17 protein-coding genes are annotated in these 16,320 nt (G+C 68.6%); 15 read left to right on the top strand and 2 right to left on the bottom strand.

The features are described from left to right. Positions 1-113 precede the first annotated feature (113 nt). From J7E25_RS13665 to J7E25_RS13620, 10 genes are all read left to right on the top strand, one after another. Positions 114-272 (top strand): hypothetical protein, encoded by a 159-nt coding sequence (locus tag J7E25_RS13665; protein WP_214870703.1) that lies wholly within the window; start codon positions 114-116, stop codon positions 270-272. Then, entirely contained in the window at positions 269-2,023 is a 1,755-nt protein-coding gene (locus J7E25_RS13660) for a dihydroxyacetone kinase family protein (RefSeq protein WP_214870702.1), read from the top strand. Before J7E25_RS13665 ends, J7E25_RS13660 begins: the two co-directional genes overlap by 4 nt. Then, positions 2,016-2,486 (top strand): ribose-5-phosphate isomerase, encoded by a 471-nt coding sequence (locus tag J7E25_RS13655; RefSeq protein ID WP_214870701.1) that lies wholly within the window; start codon positions 2,016-2,018, stop codon positions 2,484-2,486. Before J7E25_RS13660 ends, J7E25_RS13655 begins: the two co-directional genes overlap by 8 nt. Further along, entirely contained in the window at positions 2,486-3,265 is a 780-nt protein-coding gene (locus J7E25_RS13650) for a triose-phosphate isomerase family protein (protein WP_214870700.1), read from the top strand. Before J7E25_RS13655 ends, J7E25_RS13650 begins: the two co-directional genes overlap by 1 nt. Continuing rightward, a complete protein-coding gene (locus J7E25_RS13645) occupies positions 3,262-4,056 on the top strand; it encodes a sugar phosphate isomerase/epimerase (RefSeq protein ID WP_214870699.1) in 795 nt (264 codons plus the stop codon). The genes J7E25_RS13650 and J7E25_RS13645 overlap by 4 nt, the downstream gene beginning before the upstream one ends. Then, a complete protein-coding gene (locus J7E25_RS13640) occupies positions 4,053-4,922 on the top strand; it encodes a phosphogluconate dehydrogenase C-terminal domain-containing protein (RefSeq protein ID WP_214870698.1) in 870 nt (289 codons plus the stop codon). The genes J7E25_RS13645 and J7E25_RS13640 overlap by 4 nt, the downstream gene beginning before the upstream one ends. A gap of 49 nt (positions 4,923-4,971) precedes the next feature. Next, positions 4,972-5,622: a DUF2291 family protein gene (locus J7E25_RS13635; protein WP_214870697.1), complete on the top strand. Its 651-nt coding sequence runs from the start codon at positions 4,972-4,974 to the stop codon at positions 5,620-5,622. Then, positions 5,619-7,181, top strand: a complete 1,563-nt coding sequence (locus J7E25_RS13630) for a sugar ABC transporter ATP-binding protein (protein ID WP_308164570.1) — start codon at positions 5,619-5,621, stop codon at positions 7,179-7,181. The genes J7E25_RS13635 and J7E25_RS13630 overlap by 4 nt, the downstream gene beginning before the upstream one ends. Before the next feature lie 5 nt (positions 7,182-7,186). Then, positions 7,187-8,308 (top strand): ABC transporter permease, encoded by a 1,122-nt coding sequence (locus J7E25_RS13625; RefSeq protein WP_214870696.1) that lies wholly within the window; start codon positions 7,187-7,189, stop codon positions 8,306-8,308. A gap of 62 nt (positions 8,309-8,370) precedes the next feature. Then, entirely contained in the window at positions 8,371-9,345 is a 975-nt protein-coding gene (locus J7E25_RS13620; protein WP_214870695.1) for a D-ribose ABC transporter substrate-binding protein, read from the top strand. Positions 9,346-9,844: 499 nt separating this feature from the next. Here J7E25_RS13620 and J7E25_RS13615 read toward each other — a convergent pair whose 3' ends face one another. Further along, positions 9,845-11,002 (bottom strand): LuxR C-terminal-related transcriptional regulator, encoded by a 1,158-nt coding sequence (locus J7E25_RS13615; protein WP_214870694.1) that lies wholly within the window; start codon positions 11,000-11,002, stop codon positions 9,845-9,847. Positions 11,003-11,090: 88 nt separating this feature from the next. On the opposite strand from J7E25_RS13615, the gene J7E25_RS13610 reads away from it, so the two are divergent. Continuing rightward, positions 11,091-11,585 (top strand): cupin domain-containing protein, encoded by a 495-nt coding sequence (locus J7E25_RS13610; RefSeq protein ID WP_214870693.1) that lies wholly within the window; start codon positions 11,091-11,093, stop codon positions 11,583-11,585. Positions 11,586-11,825: 240 nt separating this feature from the next. On the opposite strand, the gene J7E25_RS13605 is transcribed toward J7E25_RS13610, so the two are convergent. Beyond that, a complete protein-coding gene (locus J7E25_RS13605; protein ID WP_214870692.1) occupies positions 11,826-12,416 on the bottom strand; it encodes a TetR/AcrR family transcriptional regulator in 591 nt (196 codons plus the stop codon). Positions 12,417-12,489: 73 nt separating this feature from the next. On the opposite strand from J7E25_RS13605, the gene J7E25_RS13600 reads away from it, so the two are divergent. From J7E25_RS13600 to J7E25_RS13585, 4 genes are all read left to right on the top strand, one after another. Then, positions 12,490-13,293: an SDR family oxidoreductase gene (locus J7E25_RS13600; RefSeq protein ID WP_214870691.1), complete on the top strand. Its 804-nt coding sequence runs from the start codon at positions 12,490-12,492 to the stop codon at positions 13,291-13,293. Between the two features lie 80 nt (positions 13,294-13,373). After that, positions 13,374-14,822, top strand: coding sequence for a coniferyl aldehyde dehydrogenase (locus J7E25_RS13595; RefSeq protein ID WP_214870690.1), 1,449 nt, complete (start codon positions 13,374-13,376; stop codon positions 14,820-14,822). Beyond that, positions 14,819-15,424 (top strand): GFA family protein, encoded by a 606-nt coding sequence (locus J7E25_RS13590; RefSeq protein WP_214870689.1) that lies wholly within the window; start codon positions 14,819-14,821, stop codon positions 15,422-15,424. The genes J7E25_RS13595 and J7E25_RS13590 overlap by 4 nt, the downstream gene beginning before the upstream one ends. 65 nt (positions 15,425-15,489) lie before the next feature. Further along, the gene (locus J7E25_RS13585) at positions 15,490-16,317 is read left to right on the top strand and encodes an enoyl-CoA hydratase/isomerase family protein (protein WP_214870688.1); all 828 of its coding nucleotides are present in this window, start codon (positions 15,490-15,492) and stop codon (positions 16,315-16,317) included. Positions 16,318-16,320 lie beyond the last annotated feature (3 nt).

The raw sequence follows: 16,320 nt of genomic DNA, 5'->3' as shown, positions 1-16,320 counted from the left end.
GGTGACGCGCGGCTTGCAATTGGTCAACCGGTTTGCCAATATGGGGACCCGGGCCCGATGTAGCAAGGGGCGATCGTCGGGCCCGGACCAGAGTCGGAAAGACAGGAGTCAGAGTGGACACCAGCACAGCGCAACCAGCCGTCGTGAGCGACGTCGAACGCGGTCATGGGCCGGACGCCGCGGCATCCGTCACCGCATCGGATGCCGCAGCGGCTCGAGCCACCGACGCCGCCTCGGCCACCGACGACGAGGTCTCGGGGGTTCCGCGATGACACGCCTGCACAACCGGCCCGAGGACTTCGCCGACGAGATGATCGAGGGCTTCGTCGCAGCGAACCGCCGCTACGTGCGGCACGTGCCCGGCGGTGTGGTGCGCTCGACCCGATCGCCCGAGGGGCAGGTCGCGGTCGTGATCGGCGGCGGCTCGGGGCACTACCCGGCCTTCGGCGGGCTCGTCGGCCAGGGGCTCGCGCACGGTGCGGCGATGGGCAATCTCTTCGCGTCGCCGTCGACGGGCCAGGTGCGCTCGGTCGCGACCGGGGCCCAGAACGGCGGCGGCGTGCTGTTCACCTACGGCAATTACGCCGGCGACGTGCTGAACTTCGACGCCGCGCAAGCGGAGCTGCGGGCGGCGGGCATCCCGTGCGAGACCGTGACCGTCACCGACGACATCTCGAGCGCTCCGACGACCGAGAAGCACCGCCGCCGCGGCATCGCCGGCGACCTCACGGTGTTCAAGGCCGCCGCCGCTGCAGCCGAGTCGGGATACGACCTCCCCGAGGTCGTGCGGGTGGCCCGCCACGCGAACGACCGCACTCGCTCGTTCGGGGTCGCGTTCACCGGCTGCACGCTGCCGGGAGCGGATGCCCCGTTGTTCACCGTGCCCGAGGGGCGCATGGCCGTCGGGCTCGGCATCCACGGCGAGCCCGGCATCGACGAGACCGACGTGCCGACGGCCGACGGGCTCGCCGAACTGCTCGTCGGCAGCCTCCTCGCCGAGCTCCCCGACGGCGTCGCCGGTGCGAGGGGCGCGCGCGTCGTTCCGATCCTGAACGGGCTCGGCGCCCTCAAGTACGAGGAGATGTTCGTCGTCTACCGCCGCATCGCCGGGCTCCTCGAGGAGGCGGGCATCGAGATCGTCGACCCGCACGTCGGCGAGTACTGCACGAGCTTCGACATGGCGGGCACCTCCCTCACGCTCTTCTGGCTGGACGACGAGCTCGAGCGGCTCTGGAACGCACCGGTCGACACTCCCGCGTATCGCAAGGGTTCGGTCGTCGCGGCAGAGCTCGACGAGATCGTCGAGGCGACGGATGCCGCGGCCGACGCGATCCCCGAGGGGTCCGCCGAGTCGCGCCGGGCCGCCGCGACCGCCGTCGAGGCGATCGCCGCGATCGCCGCCGTCGTCGACGCGAACGTCGATGTGCTCGGACGCCTCGACGCGATCGCGGGCGACGGCGACCACGGCATCGGCATGCAGCGCGGCGCGCACGCGGCACTCGCGGCGGCGCGGGCCACCGCCGGTGCCGGCGCCGGCGCCGGCGCGGTGTTCGCACGAGCGGCGGACGCCTGGTCGTACCGCGCCGGCGGCACCTCGGGTGCGCTCTGGGGCGTCGTGCTCCGCTCGGTCGGGCAGGCGCTCGGAGACGAGCACTCGCCAACGCGCGACGCAGTTGCGGCGGGAGTGCGCTCGGCAGCCGACGGCGTCGTCGCCTACGGCAAGGCGCAGCTCGGTGACAAGACGATGGTCGACGCGCTCATCCCGTTCGCCGACACGCTCGAGCGCGAGATCGCCGGCGGTTCGCGACTCGCCGAGGCGTGGTCGACCGCCGACGAGGCGGCGACCGCCGCGGCTGCCGCGACCACCGACCTTCTGCCGCGCATGGGCCGAGCCCGCCCTCACGCCGAGAAGAGCCTCGGCACGCCGGATCCCGGCGCCCACTCGTTCGCCCTCATCGTGCACGCGGTGGGGGAAGTGCTCGTCGGATCGACCGACGAGGGGAAGGAACACGAGCATGCCTGAACAGCTCCGCATCGTCGTCGGCAGTGATGACGCCGGGTTCGACTACAAGGAGATCCTGAAGCGCGATCTCGAGCAGCACGGCGGCGTGGCATCCGTCGTCGATGTCGGCGTCGACGCCGAGGGCCACACGTCGTACCCGAAGGTCGCCGTCGCCGCCGCCGAGCTCGTCGCGGCCGGTGAGGCCGACCGGGCGCTGCTCATCTGCGGCACCGGCCTCGGCGTCGCGATCGCGGCGAACAAGGTGCCGGGCATCCGCGCCGCGACCGCCCACGACAGCTTCTCGGTGGAGCGCAGCGTGCTCTCGAACGACGCCCAGGTACTCACGATGGGCCAGCGCGTGGTGGGCATCGAGCTCGCGCGCCGGCTCGTGCGCGAGTGGGTCGGCTACCGCTTCGATCCCGCCTCGGCGTCCGCTGAGAAGGTCGCCGCCATCGGCCAGTACGAGACGACCGGATCCTGCTGATGCCCACGAGCGTGTCGGTCGGGGTGAGCCTGAAGATGTACTTCGGGCACGCCGACGCGCGCCGCTGGTTCGAGCGGGTCGCGGAGCTCGCGGTGACGCATCCGGCGGTCATCGACGGCAGGGTCGAGTGCTTCGTGATTCCCACCTACGTGCAGCTCCTCCCCGCGATCGAGGCCTTCCGGGGCACGCGGGTCGTCGTCGGCGCGCAGGATGTCGCGACGGAAGACGCCGGCGCGTACACGGGCGAGGTGTCCGCCGCCGAGCTCGCCGAGGTCGGCGTGCGCCTCGCCGAGGTCGGACACGCCGAACGGCGGCGGTTCTTCGGCGAGACCGAGGATGTCGTGGCCGGCAAGACGGCCGCGGCCCTGCGCAACGGGCTCACTCCCGTGCTCTGCCTCGGGGAGGCCGAGCGGCTCGAGGCGACGGATGCCGCTGCCGAGGTCGTGCGACAGCTGCACGCCGCACTCCACGGCGCCCCCGCCGGGCGCGTCATCGTGGCGTACGAGCCCGTATGGGCGATCGGGGCCCCCGAGCCCGCGCCCGTTGGGCACATCGCCATCGTGGCAAGCGCACTCCGCGACGCCGTCGACGCGCTCGACGGCCGCCACGACAGCACCGTGATCTACGGCGGCTCGGCGGGTCCGGGACTGCTGACCCAGCTGGGCGACGCCGTCGACGGGCTCTTCCTCGGCCGCTTCGCGCACGACCCGGCCGCGCTCGCCGACGTGCTCGACGAGGCCGCCGCGCTTGCGGCCCGTCGCGAGGAGGTGCGCGCGTGATCGGCCTCGGCAGCTATGCCTTCTTCTGGCAGCACTCGGATCGCGTGCCGCAGCCGCTCGACCTCATCGGGGCACTCGAGCGCACCCGCGAGCTCGACGTCGACCTCTTCCAGATCTGCGACTACGCGCCGCTGCTGATGATGTCGTCGGCCGAGCTGCGCGACGCGGCGCTCGCGGCACGCCGGCTCGGCATCCGCATCGAGCTCGGCACGAAGGGCGTTGCGCCCGGTCACCTCATGACGTTCCTCCGTCTCGCGGAGCGGTTCGATGCCGACCTCGTGCGGAGCATGGTCTTCGCACCGGGCTTCCGGCCGACCCTCGACGAGGCAGAGCACATGCTGCGCCAGGTCATGCCCGCGTACGAGGTCGAGGGCGTCACGCTCGCCCTCGAGACCTACGAGCAAGTGCCGACCGCCGAGCTCGTCGGGCTCATCGAGCGCGTCGGCAGCCACCGGCTCGGCATCTGCCTCGACCCCGCCAACGTCGTCGCGGGCCTCGAGCTGCCGCGCGACGCCGTCGAGCGGTGCGCGCCGGTCACCCGCAGCATCCACGCCAAGGACTTCGCCTTCTCCCGGCAGGAGGGCTGGGTGGGGTTCACCTACAGCGGCGCCCCGATGGGGGAGGGACTGCATGACTACCCGCACCTGCTCGCCGCGGTGAATCCCGAGGCCCGCGGCGTGAACGAGATCGTCGAACACTGGTTGCCCTGGCAGGGCGACCCCGAGACCACAATCCAGGCGGAGAACGACTGGACCACCACCGCACTCGACTACCTGAGGAGCATCCGATGAGCACCGCCACCACTACCGAGACCTACACGATCGCCGTCATCGGCGCCGGCGGCAAGATGGGCATGCGCGTCTCCGACAACCTCGTGAAGACCGACCACACGGTCTTCTACAGCGAGAACTCGCCCGCCGGCCAGGAGCGCGTCCGCGCGGCCGGCCGCGAGCTCACCGACTCGCCCGACGCCGTGCGCGATGCCGACATCGTCGTGCTCGCCGTGCCCGACCTCGCCCTCAGCCCGGTCACGGCCGACCTCGTGCCGCAGCTGAAGCCCGGCGCGATCGTGCTCACCCTCGACCCGGCGGCTGCGTACGCGGGCCTGCTCACCACGCGCGACGACATCATCCAGGCGGTCGCGCACCCGTGCCATCCGTCGATCTTCCTGCAGCGCACCACCCCCGAGGAGTACGCCGACACGTTCGGCGGCATCGCGGCGCCGCAAGACGCGATCACCGCGATCGAGTCGGATGACCCGGCGAAGCAGGCGATCGTCGAGGCCACCGTGCGGGCGATCTACGCCCCCGTCATCGATGTGCACCGGGTCACGATCAAGCAGCTCGCCCAGCTCGAGCCCACCCTCGTCGAGACGATCGCGTGCATGGTCGGCGCGCTCCTGAAGGAGGCGCTCGACGAGGCCGTCAACACCATGGGCGTGCCCGAAGCCGCCGCTCGCTCGATCCTGCTCGGCCACACGCAGGTCGCGCTCGCGAACGGCCTCCGCGGCGACAACCCGTTCAGTGACGCATGCCTCATCGCGATGGACTACGGCAAGGAGTCGATCATCAAGGACGACTGGAAGAAGGTCTTCCGCGACGACGAGCTCGACCAGAACCTCGCCCGCATGCTCCACCTCGACAAGATCGAGCGCTGATCCTCGCGCACCGCGAACGCACCCCTCACCACCTGCAAAGGAGCAGCCGATGACCCGACCGACCCGTAGACGCCCGCCGATCAGACCGTGGATGGTGTGGACCGTCGCCGTGCTCGTGCTGGGTTCCGCCGCGGTGGCCAGCACGAGGTTCGTCACGACGGATGACGCGCAGGCGGCCACGAGCGGGAAGGCGTTCGACCCCGCCGGGTATGCCGCCGAACGCTACGAGTCGGAGATCGCGCCGCAGATCGAGGCGGACGCGATCGACCTCGCCGGCCTGCTCGAAGACCTCGCAGCCGGGGCCGACGAAGCGGAGTTCGGGCACACGCCGGGGGCGGGCAGCTCATACAGCTTCCCTGTGGAGTTCACGGCCGTCGCGGGAGCCCCGAACGGATCGATCCTGCCCGTCACGGTCGACGGAATACCTGGCGGCGTCACCGTGCAGGTGCAGATCGGCCCGGCGATCAACGGCACGGCAGTGCGTGACGTCACCGGCACGGTCTCCTTCAACGAGTTCAAGAACCAGCTCGAGTTCCAGGAGGTCGCGACCGAGCTGAACAACAGCGTGCGCGAGACGGCGCTGAGCGGTGTAGACCCCGCCTCGCTCGAGGGGCGAACGCTGCATGTCGTCGGCGCGTTCACGAGGGTCAACCCCGCACTCGTGTCCGTCGTCCCGGTGGTGTTCGAGGTGCAGCCGTGAGCGACGTCGCGATCGAACGCGACGCCGTGGTGATGCGCGCACGGCAGATCACGAAGACGTACGGCGCCACGAGGGCACTCAAGGGCGTGGACTTCGAGATCCGCAGCGGTGCGGTCACGGTGCTCTTCGGAGAGAACGGTGCGGGCAAGTCGACGCTCATGAAGATCCTCTCCGGTGTCGAGACGCCGACGAGCGGCATCCTCGAACTGGACGGCCGTGAGCTCCAGCTGGTCAGCACCGTCGACGCGGCCGAGCACGGAATCGCGATCATCCACCAGGAACTCAGCCTGTGTCCGAACCTGAGCATCAGGGACAACATCTACATGGGCCGGGAGCTCGTTCACGGGGGCATCGTCGTGGACGACCGCACCGAGGGCGTGCGAACGCGCGAACTGATGGCACGGCTGGAGGAACAGCTCGACCCGCGCACCCTGGTCGCGGATCTCCGCCTCGGCCAGCAGCAGGTCGTGGAGATCGCACGCGCGCTCGCCGGCGATGCGCGGGTGCTGATCATGGACGAACCGACGTCAGCGCTCTCGGGCAATGAGGTGGAAGTGCTGTTCCGGCTCATCCGCGAGCTGACCGACTCGGGAGTGGCCATCGTCTACATCTCCCATCACCTCGAGGAGGCACTGGAGATCGCGGACCACGCGGTCGTGTTCCGTGACGGCGAGCTCGTGGCGAAGGGGGAACGCGACGCGATCGACATCGCCTGGGTGATCTCCAACATGGTCGGACGGTCAGCCGACGACCTCAGCCCCGAACTGCGCGACGAGTTCGGCGAGATCGCCCTGTCGCTGCGGAACGTGACGGTCGCGGACCCATCCAACCCCACCCGGCTCGCCGTCGACGACCTCAGCCTCGACGTGCGGGCCGGCGAGATCGTCTGCCTCTACGGACTCATGGGCGCCGGCCGCACGGAACTGCTCGAAGCACTCGCCGGCCGTGCGCCGATCCAGCGCGGCACGGTCGCCGTCGGCGGGCGGGAGCTGCGCGGCGAATCGATCGCCGACCGCATCGCGATGGGGCTGGCGCTCGTTCCGGAGGACCGGCAGCGCGATGGACTCGTGCAGACCATGTCGGTGGGGGAGAACAGCTCTCTCGCGAGCCTGATCGCCTACGTGCGGGGCTTCTGGATCGGCGATCGCCGCGAGCGGCAGGCCGTCGAGAAGGGCATCGCCGACGTTCGCGTCAAGACATCCGGTCCCACCGCGCCGATCACCTCGTTGTCGGGCGGGAACCAGCAGAAAGTCGTCATCGGAAAGGTGCTCATGACCGAACCCGACGTCATCCTGCTCGACGAGCCGTCGAGGGGGATCGACGTGGGAGCGAAGGGCGAGATCTTCGCCCTCATGGCCCGTGAGGCCCGGCGCGGCCTCGCCGTGCTCTTCGCCACGTCGGAGGTGAGCGAGGCGCTCGGCGTCTCGAACCGCGTCGTGGTGATGTCGAAGGGCCGCATCGTCCGCGAGTTCGACCCGAAGAACGCCACACGCGAAGACCTGATGATCGCCTCCGGAGAGGCGACCGAGGAAGAACTGACGGGGAGCGCACACCGATGAACGCCATGACCACCCAGCACGCCGAACCCACGATTGCGAAGCCGGCGCCCGATCCGAAGCGGCCCTCCCGGAGCGTCGACATCTGGTCGCTGCTCATGGAAGGACGCGCTTTCATCGCGCTGATTCTCCTCGTGATCGTCTTCGCGTCGCTGTCGGACTCGTTCCTGACCATGAACAACCTCATCACGATGACCAAGCACGTCGCCTACAACGCGATCCTCGCGCTCGGCATGCTGTTCGTCATCCTCAAGGGGGGCATCGACCTGTCGGTCGGCTCCACCGTCGGACTGTCCGGCGTCGTCGCCGGCACCCTCCTGCAGGGGTGGCAGCTCGACCTCTTCGACATCGTCGCCTTCCCGCAGGTCTGGGTCGTCGTGATCGCCGCGCTCGCCGTCGGCACGCTCGTCGGGGCGGTCAACGGGGTGCTCGTCACGAGGTTCAACGTCGCCCCGTTCATCGCCACACTGGGCATGCTGTACGTTGCCCGCGGTGCCGCCCTGCTGATCTCGAACGGCACCACCTACCCGCGCCTCGCGGGCAGCGCGGAGCTGGGGAACCAGGGGTTCCTCCTGATCGGCGGGGGCCGCATCCTCGGTATCCCGACCGCCATCTGGATCATGGTGGTCTTCGCCCTCATCGCCGTCTTCGTGCTGCGCAAGACCCCCTTCGGCCGCTGGGTCTACGCCACCGGCGGGAACGAGCGCGCAGCCGAGCTCTCGGGCGTGCCGGTGAAGAAGGTGAAGATGCGTGTCTACATCATCAGCGGCTTCTGCGCGGCCACAACCGGGCTGATCATCTCGTCCGAGCTCACGAGCGCGGCTCCGCAGCTCGGCGAGACGTTTGAGCTGAACGCGATCGCCGCGGTCGTCATCGGCGGTGCAGCGCTCACCGGAGGCCGGGGCAACGTGCGAGGCGTGCTGATCGGCGCGTTCGTGATCGGCTTCCTCAGCGATGGTCTCGTGCTCCTGGGCGTGTCGACGTTCTGGCAGATCACGATCAAGGGCGCGGTCATCATCCTCGCGGTGATGCTCGATCAAGCCCAGCAGCGCATCAAGCGCTCCAAGAACGCCGCCCTCGCAGCGGCGGACCGACAATCTTCGCGTCAGGCGCCGCAGGCGGACAACTGACCGAGAGGGCGCCGGCCGTCGGCCGGTGCCCGTACGTGAAACACCCGATCGAAAGGCAAGACATGCGACGCAGGATCATCGCGGCTGCTGCGGCCACACTCACGGCACTGGCGCTGGCGGGCTGTTCGTCTCCCAGCGGAGCCGATGGCGGAACTGGCGGAGACGGTGAGGCGGGCGGGCTCATCGCGATCATCACGCCATCTCACGACAACCCGTTCTTCAAGGCGGAGGCGGATGCGGCCCAGGCCGAGGCTGAGAAACTCGGATACGAGACATCCGTCGCCTCTCACGACGACGACCCGAACAAGCAGAGCGAGCTCATCGACGCGGCGATCAGCAACGGCGCGAAGGCGATCATCCTCGACAATGCCGGCGCGGACGCCTCGATCGGCCCGGTCCAGAAGGCCGAGGATGCCGGCATCCCCGTCTTCCTGATCGATCGTGAGATCAACGAGACCGGTATCGCCAAGGCGCAGATCGTCGCCAACAACGCGCAGGGTGCGGCAGCGGTCGCGGAGGAGTTCGTCGCTGCACTTCCGAATGGCGGCAAGTACCTCGAGCTCACCGGCAAGGAATCGGACACGAACGCCGGCGTTCGTTCCGAGGCGTTCGCCAGCGTCATCTCGCAGTACCCGAACCTGATCCAGGTCGCGAAGGAGACCGCCAACTGGAGCCAGGATGAGGCGTTCAGCAAGATCGAGACACTGCTGCAGCGTAATCCCGATGTGCAGGGCATCATCGCGGGCAACGACACGATGGCGCTCGGTGCCGTTGCCGCGGTCGAGGCTGCGGGACTGACCGGCAAGGTCGTCATCGCCGGTTTCGACGGAAGCCCTGACGCAGTGGCGGCCATCGCGGACGGCAAGCTCCTCGCCACCGGATTGCAGCCGGCCGTGCTGATCTCGCAGCTCGCCGTGCAGCAGGCCGACCGCTTCATCACGAGCGGTGAGACCGGCGAGGACGAGAAGCAGTCCATCGACTGCATCGTGATCAACGCCGACAACGCGGGTTCCTACACGCTCTTCGCGCTCGAGTAGGTCTGGCAATGGGAGGGGCGCTCGCCGGCGGACGGTGGGCGCCTTCTCCATTGGCCGGGCCGCCGCGAACCAAATTGAGTGGGCGGCAGTGGACCAGTTCGAACTTTCGATTCCATCCATGCCTCGGTCGCTGGGAGTGCCCAACAACCGTTGAGGTACGCCGTTCATGGGTGCACGGGAGTCGAAACGTTTGCGCCGCGGGGTATCCCCTACTTGGCGCGAATAATGAGTTCTGACCAATGCTCGGGGCGGATTGTGACCACTTCGGCGGCCGTGTTCAAAAGCGATCGTTTCTGACAGCATCGCGCGCTCGATCGTCCGCGCAGGCGAGCTGGCCAGGAATACCTACGGTGCGGAATAGGGGACTGCACCAGGTGCGCGACCAGAACTCGACGTCGAGGGCGTCGAACCGCCGGGGAGTAGCCGGCCCACTCCGCTCCGATACGCCGCTGGGTGGTCCACTCGCTCATCGCCTCCGCCCCGATCGAGCGGGAGAACGCTATCGCAGGGGCGTTCCCGTCACTGGACCTCCGCGCATCGGCAGCCCACTGACCGTTCGCCGCTCGTTGTCGCGCACGCGAGGCTCGTAGTGCGCGAGAAAAACCGAGCTCACGAGCTCGCGACGGCTGCGCACACCGGTCTTGTCGAAGACGCTCTTGAGATGCTGCTGCACGGTGTGCGGTGAGATCACGAGTCGCTCGGCGATGTCGGCGGTGGTGCAGCCCTGCAGCACAAGTCTGGTCAGCTCCTGCTCGCGGTCGGTGAGGCGATACGCCGACATCAGCAGCGACGAAATCCGGTCGGGATGAGCAGGCTCGACGATCACCGCGACGCGTCGCTGGCCGCCCGCTATTAGCGGAACGCCGTGCAGCACCACCCACGTTCCTGACCGGGTGAGCACTCGTGCCACCGCCACCTGCGCGGCATCCGATCTGGTCGTCGCTTCAGCCCTGGCGAGTGCGCGGCCGGCCACCGCCAGCACGGACGGCGGGAGGCGGCCGGCATCCCACGCACCGTCGGGCAGCTCATGCAGCCACTTCTCGACACCGGGCGAGACCGATTCGGGCCGCCAGTCTTCGTTCAGCACGACGAGCCCCGGCGCGTCGGAGCTCTCCGGGTCTCCAGCCTCGCCGACGAGGAGTCCACGCCGGGCTCCATCGGCGAGAAGCGGTGCAACGGTGCGGACGAACTCGAGCTCGGCGAGATCGAAGCGCGGTCGGTCGGGCTCGCGATACAGGCTGAGGACGCCCCACACCTGACCGTCGCGCGTGCGAAGCGCGGCCATCAGCTCCTGGTCTCCTCCGTAGGCCATGTTCGTGTGCCAGCGAGGGCTGGTCTCAGGGTGACCGCCAGTCGCGTCGTACAGGGTCGAGACGCCGGCATCCGATCGCGCGATGTCCGCCAGGTGGTGCACATCGCCGTCATCGGAGTACTCGGTCGCCGCCCACTCGGCGGGGAACTCCGGAACCCCCTCCTGAAAGTGACTGGTCATAACGAGGGATGCCGGGTCGAGCGTGAACCAGCATGGCGCGAGGTAGTGCGGGACGGCGTCGCGCAGCACGTCGGCGCTCTCGCGCCAGAAGGTCGCCACGTGGTCGCCTCGCCCGGCGAGCGAAGCGATCTGCTCCGCCGCGCGGCGGGCGGCGTCGGCGTCCATGTGGCAAGGCTAGACCGCGCGACGCGTCAAAGAAATGCCAGGTTTGTGGTATTCCGACGCCGGATGCCGCGGACGTACCGTCGTGGTCATGACGATCACAACTCGCAGACCTCACATTGTGCGTTCGGACGAAGCGGACGCCACCGGCGCGCCGGGTCTGCTCAACCGCTACCTGCTCGAGAGCGCCGCGTCAGGCGGCGACGTCGCGCTCGTCGAACACGTGCTGGCACCGACGATGCTCGCCGCTCCGCTGCACCGCCACAGCCGCGAGGACGAGTACAGCATCGTGCTCTCCGGCACGCTCGGCGTCATCGAGGACGGCGTCGAGATCATCGCCACCGTGGGCGATCTCGTGGCCAAGCCGAGAGGACGCTGGCACACCTTCTGGAACGCGGGCGACGACACCCTCCGCGTGCTCGAGATCATCGTGCCTGGCGGGCTCGAGGCGCTGTTCCGCCTCCTGGGTGAGCCCGGTGGCGAGTACGACCCCGAGACGCTGCCTCCGCTCGCCGCCGAGTACGGCTGTGAACTGGACTTCGAGGGGACGATGCCGCTCGTGGAGAAGTACGGGCTGCTGTTCTAGGAAGCCGGACGCCGCGCTACCGCGTCGACGGGCGACATGGGTGAGCTGCTCGCCTAGTGCGGCGCATGGAAGACGACGTCGCCGCGCTTCCAGTACCACCTGACGACGATCCGGTCGGCTGATGCGCGACAGCGGCGGTCACAATCGATCGTTGCTGACCTTCACCAGCCTGAGCGGCATTCCCGCGCCGCGATCGTAGTCTGGCGCTGTGCATTTCGTCGCGTCGTGCGGCCCTGGGCTTCAGGGATGGCGGCGGATGGCTCGCACGGCGGTGTCGTAGAGGTCGAGCAAGTCGCCCTGCCCGCCGATGCGGACCCACTCCTCCGACGCCGCTTGGAGGCAAGTGATCGCCGCGGCCGCGATCGCGCGAGCCTCGAGGGTGCGGCGGTCGGAGTCGGGCAACCGCGGCTCGATCAGCGGAGCGAGCAGGCCCTGCCAGCGGGCCTGCTTCTCGGCATGCCCGAAGCGGAGGGAATCGTTGTCGAACAGGAGCGTCGTCACCTCGAGCCGGCTCTCCTGGGTCATCTCGATCTCCTCGAGCACATGGAATGCCGCTCGCAGGGATGCCCAGAGGTCCTCGTCGGCCGGGCGCTCGGCGAACCGTGCGGCGATCAGTTCGCCTTGCTCGGAGAGGCCGCTGAGTGCAAGGTCGTCCTTGCCGCGGAAGTAGTTGAAGAGGGTCCGTCGTGAGACGCCGGCCGCGGCGGCGACCTCCTCGACCGTCGTGTTGTCGTAGCCCTTGGCGGCGAACAGCTCCAAGGCGGTTCGGGCGAGCAGGGAACGGACTACGGCGCGGGTCTGCGCTCGGATGGGTATCACCTTCTGGGCCATGCACCCATGGTACACACGTTCACTACGTGTAGGGAGTTGCACGGAGTGCATCAACGTGTATATAGTGCATGGCATGAGCAAAATCGACTACCGCAACCAGACCACCATCGTCACCGGGGCCAGCTCCGGGCTCGGCGCGGAATTCGCGCGCCAGCTGGCCGCCCGCGGCTCCAACCTCGTGCTCGTGGCCCGACGAGCGGGCCGGCTCGAGAGCCTGGCCGACGAGCTCACCCGCGCCCACGGCGTCACGGTGACCGTCATCGCCCGCGACCTCGGCCAGCCCGACGCCGGCCGCTCGCTCCGCGCCGAGTTGGAATCCCGCGGCATCCATGCCACCGGGCTCGTCAACAACGCGGGCTTCGGCACCCACAACGCATTCGGCGACGAGGACCCAGACCGCCTCCAGGACATGATCGCGCTGAACGTCAGCGCCCTGGTCGACCTCAGCCGCGCGTACATCGAGCCGCTGACCTCAGCCGGCACCGGCGTCCTCATCAACGTGGCGAGCCTGCTGGGATTCCAGCCGACCCCGTACCTGAGTGCCTACGGCGCCACCAAGGCCTTCGTCCTCAGCTTCACCGAATCGCTCTGGGAGGAGACCCGCGGCACCGGCCTGCGCGTCCTCGCCATCTCCCCGGGAGCGATGCAGACCGAGTTCTTCGACGCCGCCGGCAGCCAGTCGGCCGACTACGGCGCCAAACGCGCCACCCCCCAGGACGTCGTCCGGATCGCGCTGAAGACCCTTGACCGACCCTCCGGACCGCCGTCGGTGATCACCAACGGCCGCGCCCTGGCCGTGGCGAGCCGATTCCTGCCGCGGCGCCAGGTCGTCCGGTTCATGGGCTCGACTCAGCGCCGCGCCATGAGCCACGCCTGACGCGAGGACGAGGGATGCCCGCCCGGTCCTGCCCTCGTCTCCCTCCCCGCCGACGAAGCCACCAATCGAGGAGCGATCCGATGACCACCACCATCACCCAGCCCAAGCCGGATGCCACGTCCACCGGCCAGTCCGACCGGGAGCGCTTCAGCGACATCCTCAGGCTCCAGCGCGCCGCTTACCTGCGTGACGGGGCGCCGTCACTGACGAAGCGGCGCAGTGACCTGAAGAACTTCAAGGCGGCACTGCTCGAACGGCGCAGCGCCATCGAGGAGGCGATCAACACCGACTTCGGCAACCGCTCACGACACGAGACGGCGATGATGGAAATCCTGGGCGTCGTCAACGGCATCGACTACCTCGACCGCAACCTGGGCCGATTCATGCGGCCCACCCGCCGCCACATCGCCCTGCAGCTGCGCTTCGGCAGCAACCACATCGAGTACCAGCCCCTCGGCGTGGTGGGCGTCATCTCGCCGTGGAACTACCCCGTCAACCTGTCGCTGATGCCGGTGGTCACGGCGATCGCCGCGGGAAACCGCGTCATGCTCAAGCCGTCGAAGTTCACCCCGGCGACGAATGCCCTGCTGTCGTTGATCGTCAGCGAGGTCTTCCCAGAAGAGCAGGTCACCATCGTCAACGGTGACGGCGCAGCGTTCTCCTCCCTGCAGTTCGATCACCTCGTCTTCACCGGGAGCAGCTCAGTCGGACGATCCGTGATGAAGGCAGCGAGCGAGAACCTCGTCCCGGTCACGCTCGAACTCGGCGGCAAGTCGCCGACGATCGTCGCCAAGGGGCACGTGCAGGACGCGACCGTGTCGTCCATCGTCTTCGGCAAGCTCCTCAGCGGCGGGCAGACCTGCATCGCCCCCGACTACGCCCTCGTGCACGAATCCGACGTCGACGCCTTCATCGAGAGCTACGACCGACTCGTCAAGACCGCCTACCCCGACGGCCCGACGAGCAAGGACTACACCTCGATCGTCAACGAAAAGCAGTACCAGATCCTCGTCGACCTCATCGACGACGCCCGCGCCCACGGAGCACGCATCATCGAGGTCGGACACCGGCCAGGCGACGCTTCCCGTCGGCCCCACACGTTCGCGCCGACCGTCGTGCTCGGCGTCACCGACGACATGCGAATCGCCCACGAGGAGATCTTCGGCCCCATCCTGCCGATCTTCCCCTACCGCAGCATCGATGACGCCATCGACTACGTGAACGCACGCCCCCGTCCACTCGCGCTCTACTACTTCGGCGCCGACGACGCAGACCGCCGCAAGGTCCTCAACCGCACCACGTCGGGCAACGTCACCATCAACGGCACGATCATGCATGTGGGCCAAGACGATCTTCCGTTCGGCGGGGTCGGCGAGAGCGGCATGGGCAAGTACCACGGGATCGAAGGCTTCCGCACGCTCAGCCACCCCAAGGGCATCTACGTGCAGGGCCGCTGGAACAGCATCAACCTCCTGCATGCGCCCTTCGGCAAGCGCGCCGACGCACTCCTCGACTTCTTCCTCCGATGAACGCACCACCCGCGTCCACCGGTCCTGACCACACCACCAAGAACACGGAGCGAGAAACGATGTCTACCGACTCAACGACAGCAACCGTCATGCGCGGCTCATGCGCCTGCGGCGCGAACACCTTTGAAGTGACGGCAGGAGTTCCCATGCAGCGGTTCTACTGCCACTGCCTGTACTGCCAGCAGTTCATGGGCAAGCCGTACACCGATGTGACCTTCGTCCGCGCGAAGAACGTCGTGATTCACGCCGAGCACGCGACGTTCGCCAACCCCAAGCTGCTGCCTCCGGGCTTCGCCCACGGGCGCGGCTCCCGGTTCGGACACCCCGACAAGGGACGCTTCGCCAAGTGCGCGCCCCTCGATCGCGCCCACTGCGATAAGTGCGGCGATCCGTTCATCGAGACCATCGGCGGATCCGCGGGAATGGTGTTCATCCCGAGCAAGAACTTCGCGAATCAAGACGCTCTGCCGCCCGTGCAGCGGCACATCTACTACCGGCTGCGGGAACAGGATGTCGCCGACGAACTGCCGAAGCACCACTACTACGCCAGCAGCCAACTGGCGATCGCCGCGATGATCAGCCGCGTCCTGCGCCGCGGCTGAATCGTCCCTCGGCCACTACCTGCAACTCGCACGACTGTTACCACCCCGCACGAATGGAGCACCACATGAGCACGTCCAGCACTGTCATCCTCGATCGTCCGAGCCCTGAGGTCGTGACGATCACGTTCCACAACCCGCCGGCCAACGTCGTGGCGGCGGAGACCGCCGTGCGGCTGCACGAGATCGTCACGGACCTCGAGAGCGACTCGGACGTCCAGGTCGTCGTCTTCAAGAGCGACGTGCCCGACTTCTTCCTCAACCACTTCGACCTCGCCGCGCTCGGTGAGCTGCCGCCGACGCCAGAAGGCGAGCTCCCGATCTGGACCGACCTCGTCGTGCGCCTCACCAATGCGCCGTACATCACGGTCGCCTCCATCCGCGGGCGCACGCGTGGCGGTGGCAATGAGCTGGCCCTGGCGCTCGACCTTCGTTACGCAAGCCTCGAGAACGCGTTTTTCGGACAGCCGGAGGTGGGGGCAGGCCTACTCCCGGGCGGTGGCGGCACCGAGCGGCTTCCGCGCTTCCTTGGGCGCGACCGCGCACTCGAGGCCATCCTCGGTAGCGGCGACTACGACGCCGCGCAGGCGGAGCGATGGGGCTGGGTGACGCGCGCGCTGCCGGATGCCGAGCTCGATGCCTTCGTCGACGATATGGTCGAACGCCTCGCCAGCTTCGACAGGAACTCGCTCGCGGCGGCCAAAGCTGCGGTCAACCGCTCCACGCTCCCGCCGACCGGTGACCTCGTCACCGCCTTCTCGGATTTCGCCAGGTCGCTGTCGCTGCCGGGCTTCCAGGCCCGCGCGGCCGCCACGCAGGCCATCGCCGCCGAGGTCGGGCTCGACTTCGAGTACCGCATGGGCGAGTACGTCGCCAAGGCCAACAAGCAGGCCTAACCA

It is taken from the genome of Agromyces sp. ISL-38 (genome assembly GCF_018613935.1).
GTDB lineage: Bacteria > Actinomycetota > Actinomycetes > Actinomycetales > Microbacteriaceae > Agromyces.
Note: the sequence above shows the minus strand (reverse complement) of the source record. Positions and strands in the feature narration are given on the sequence as shown.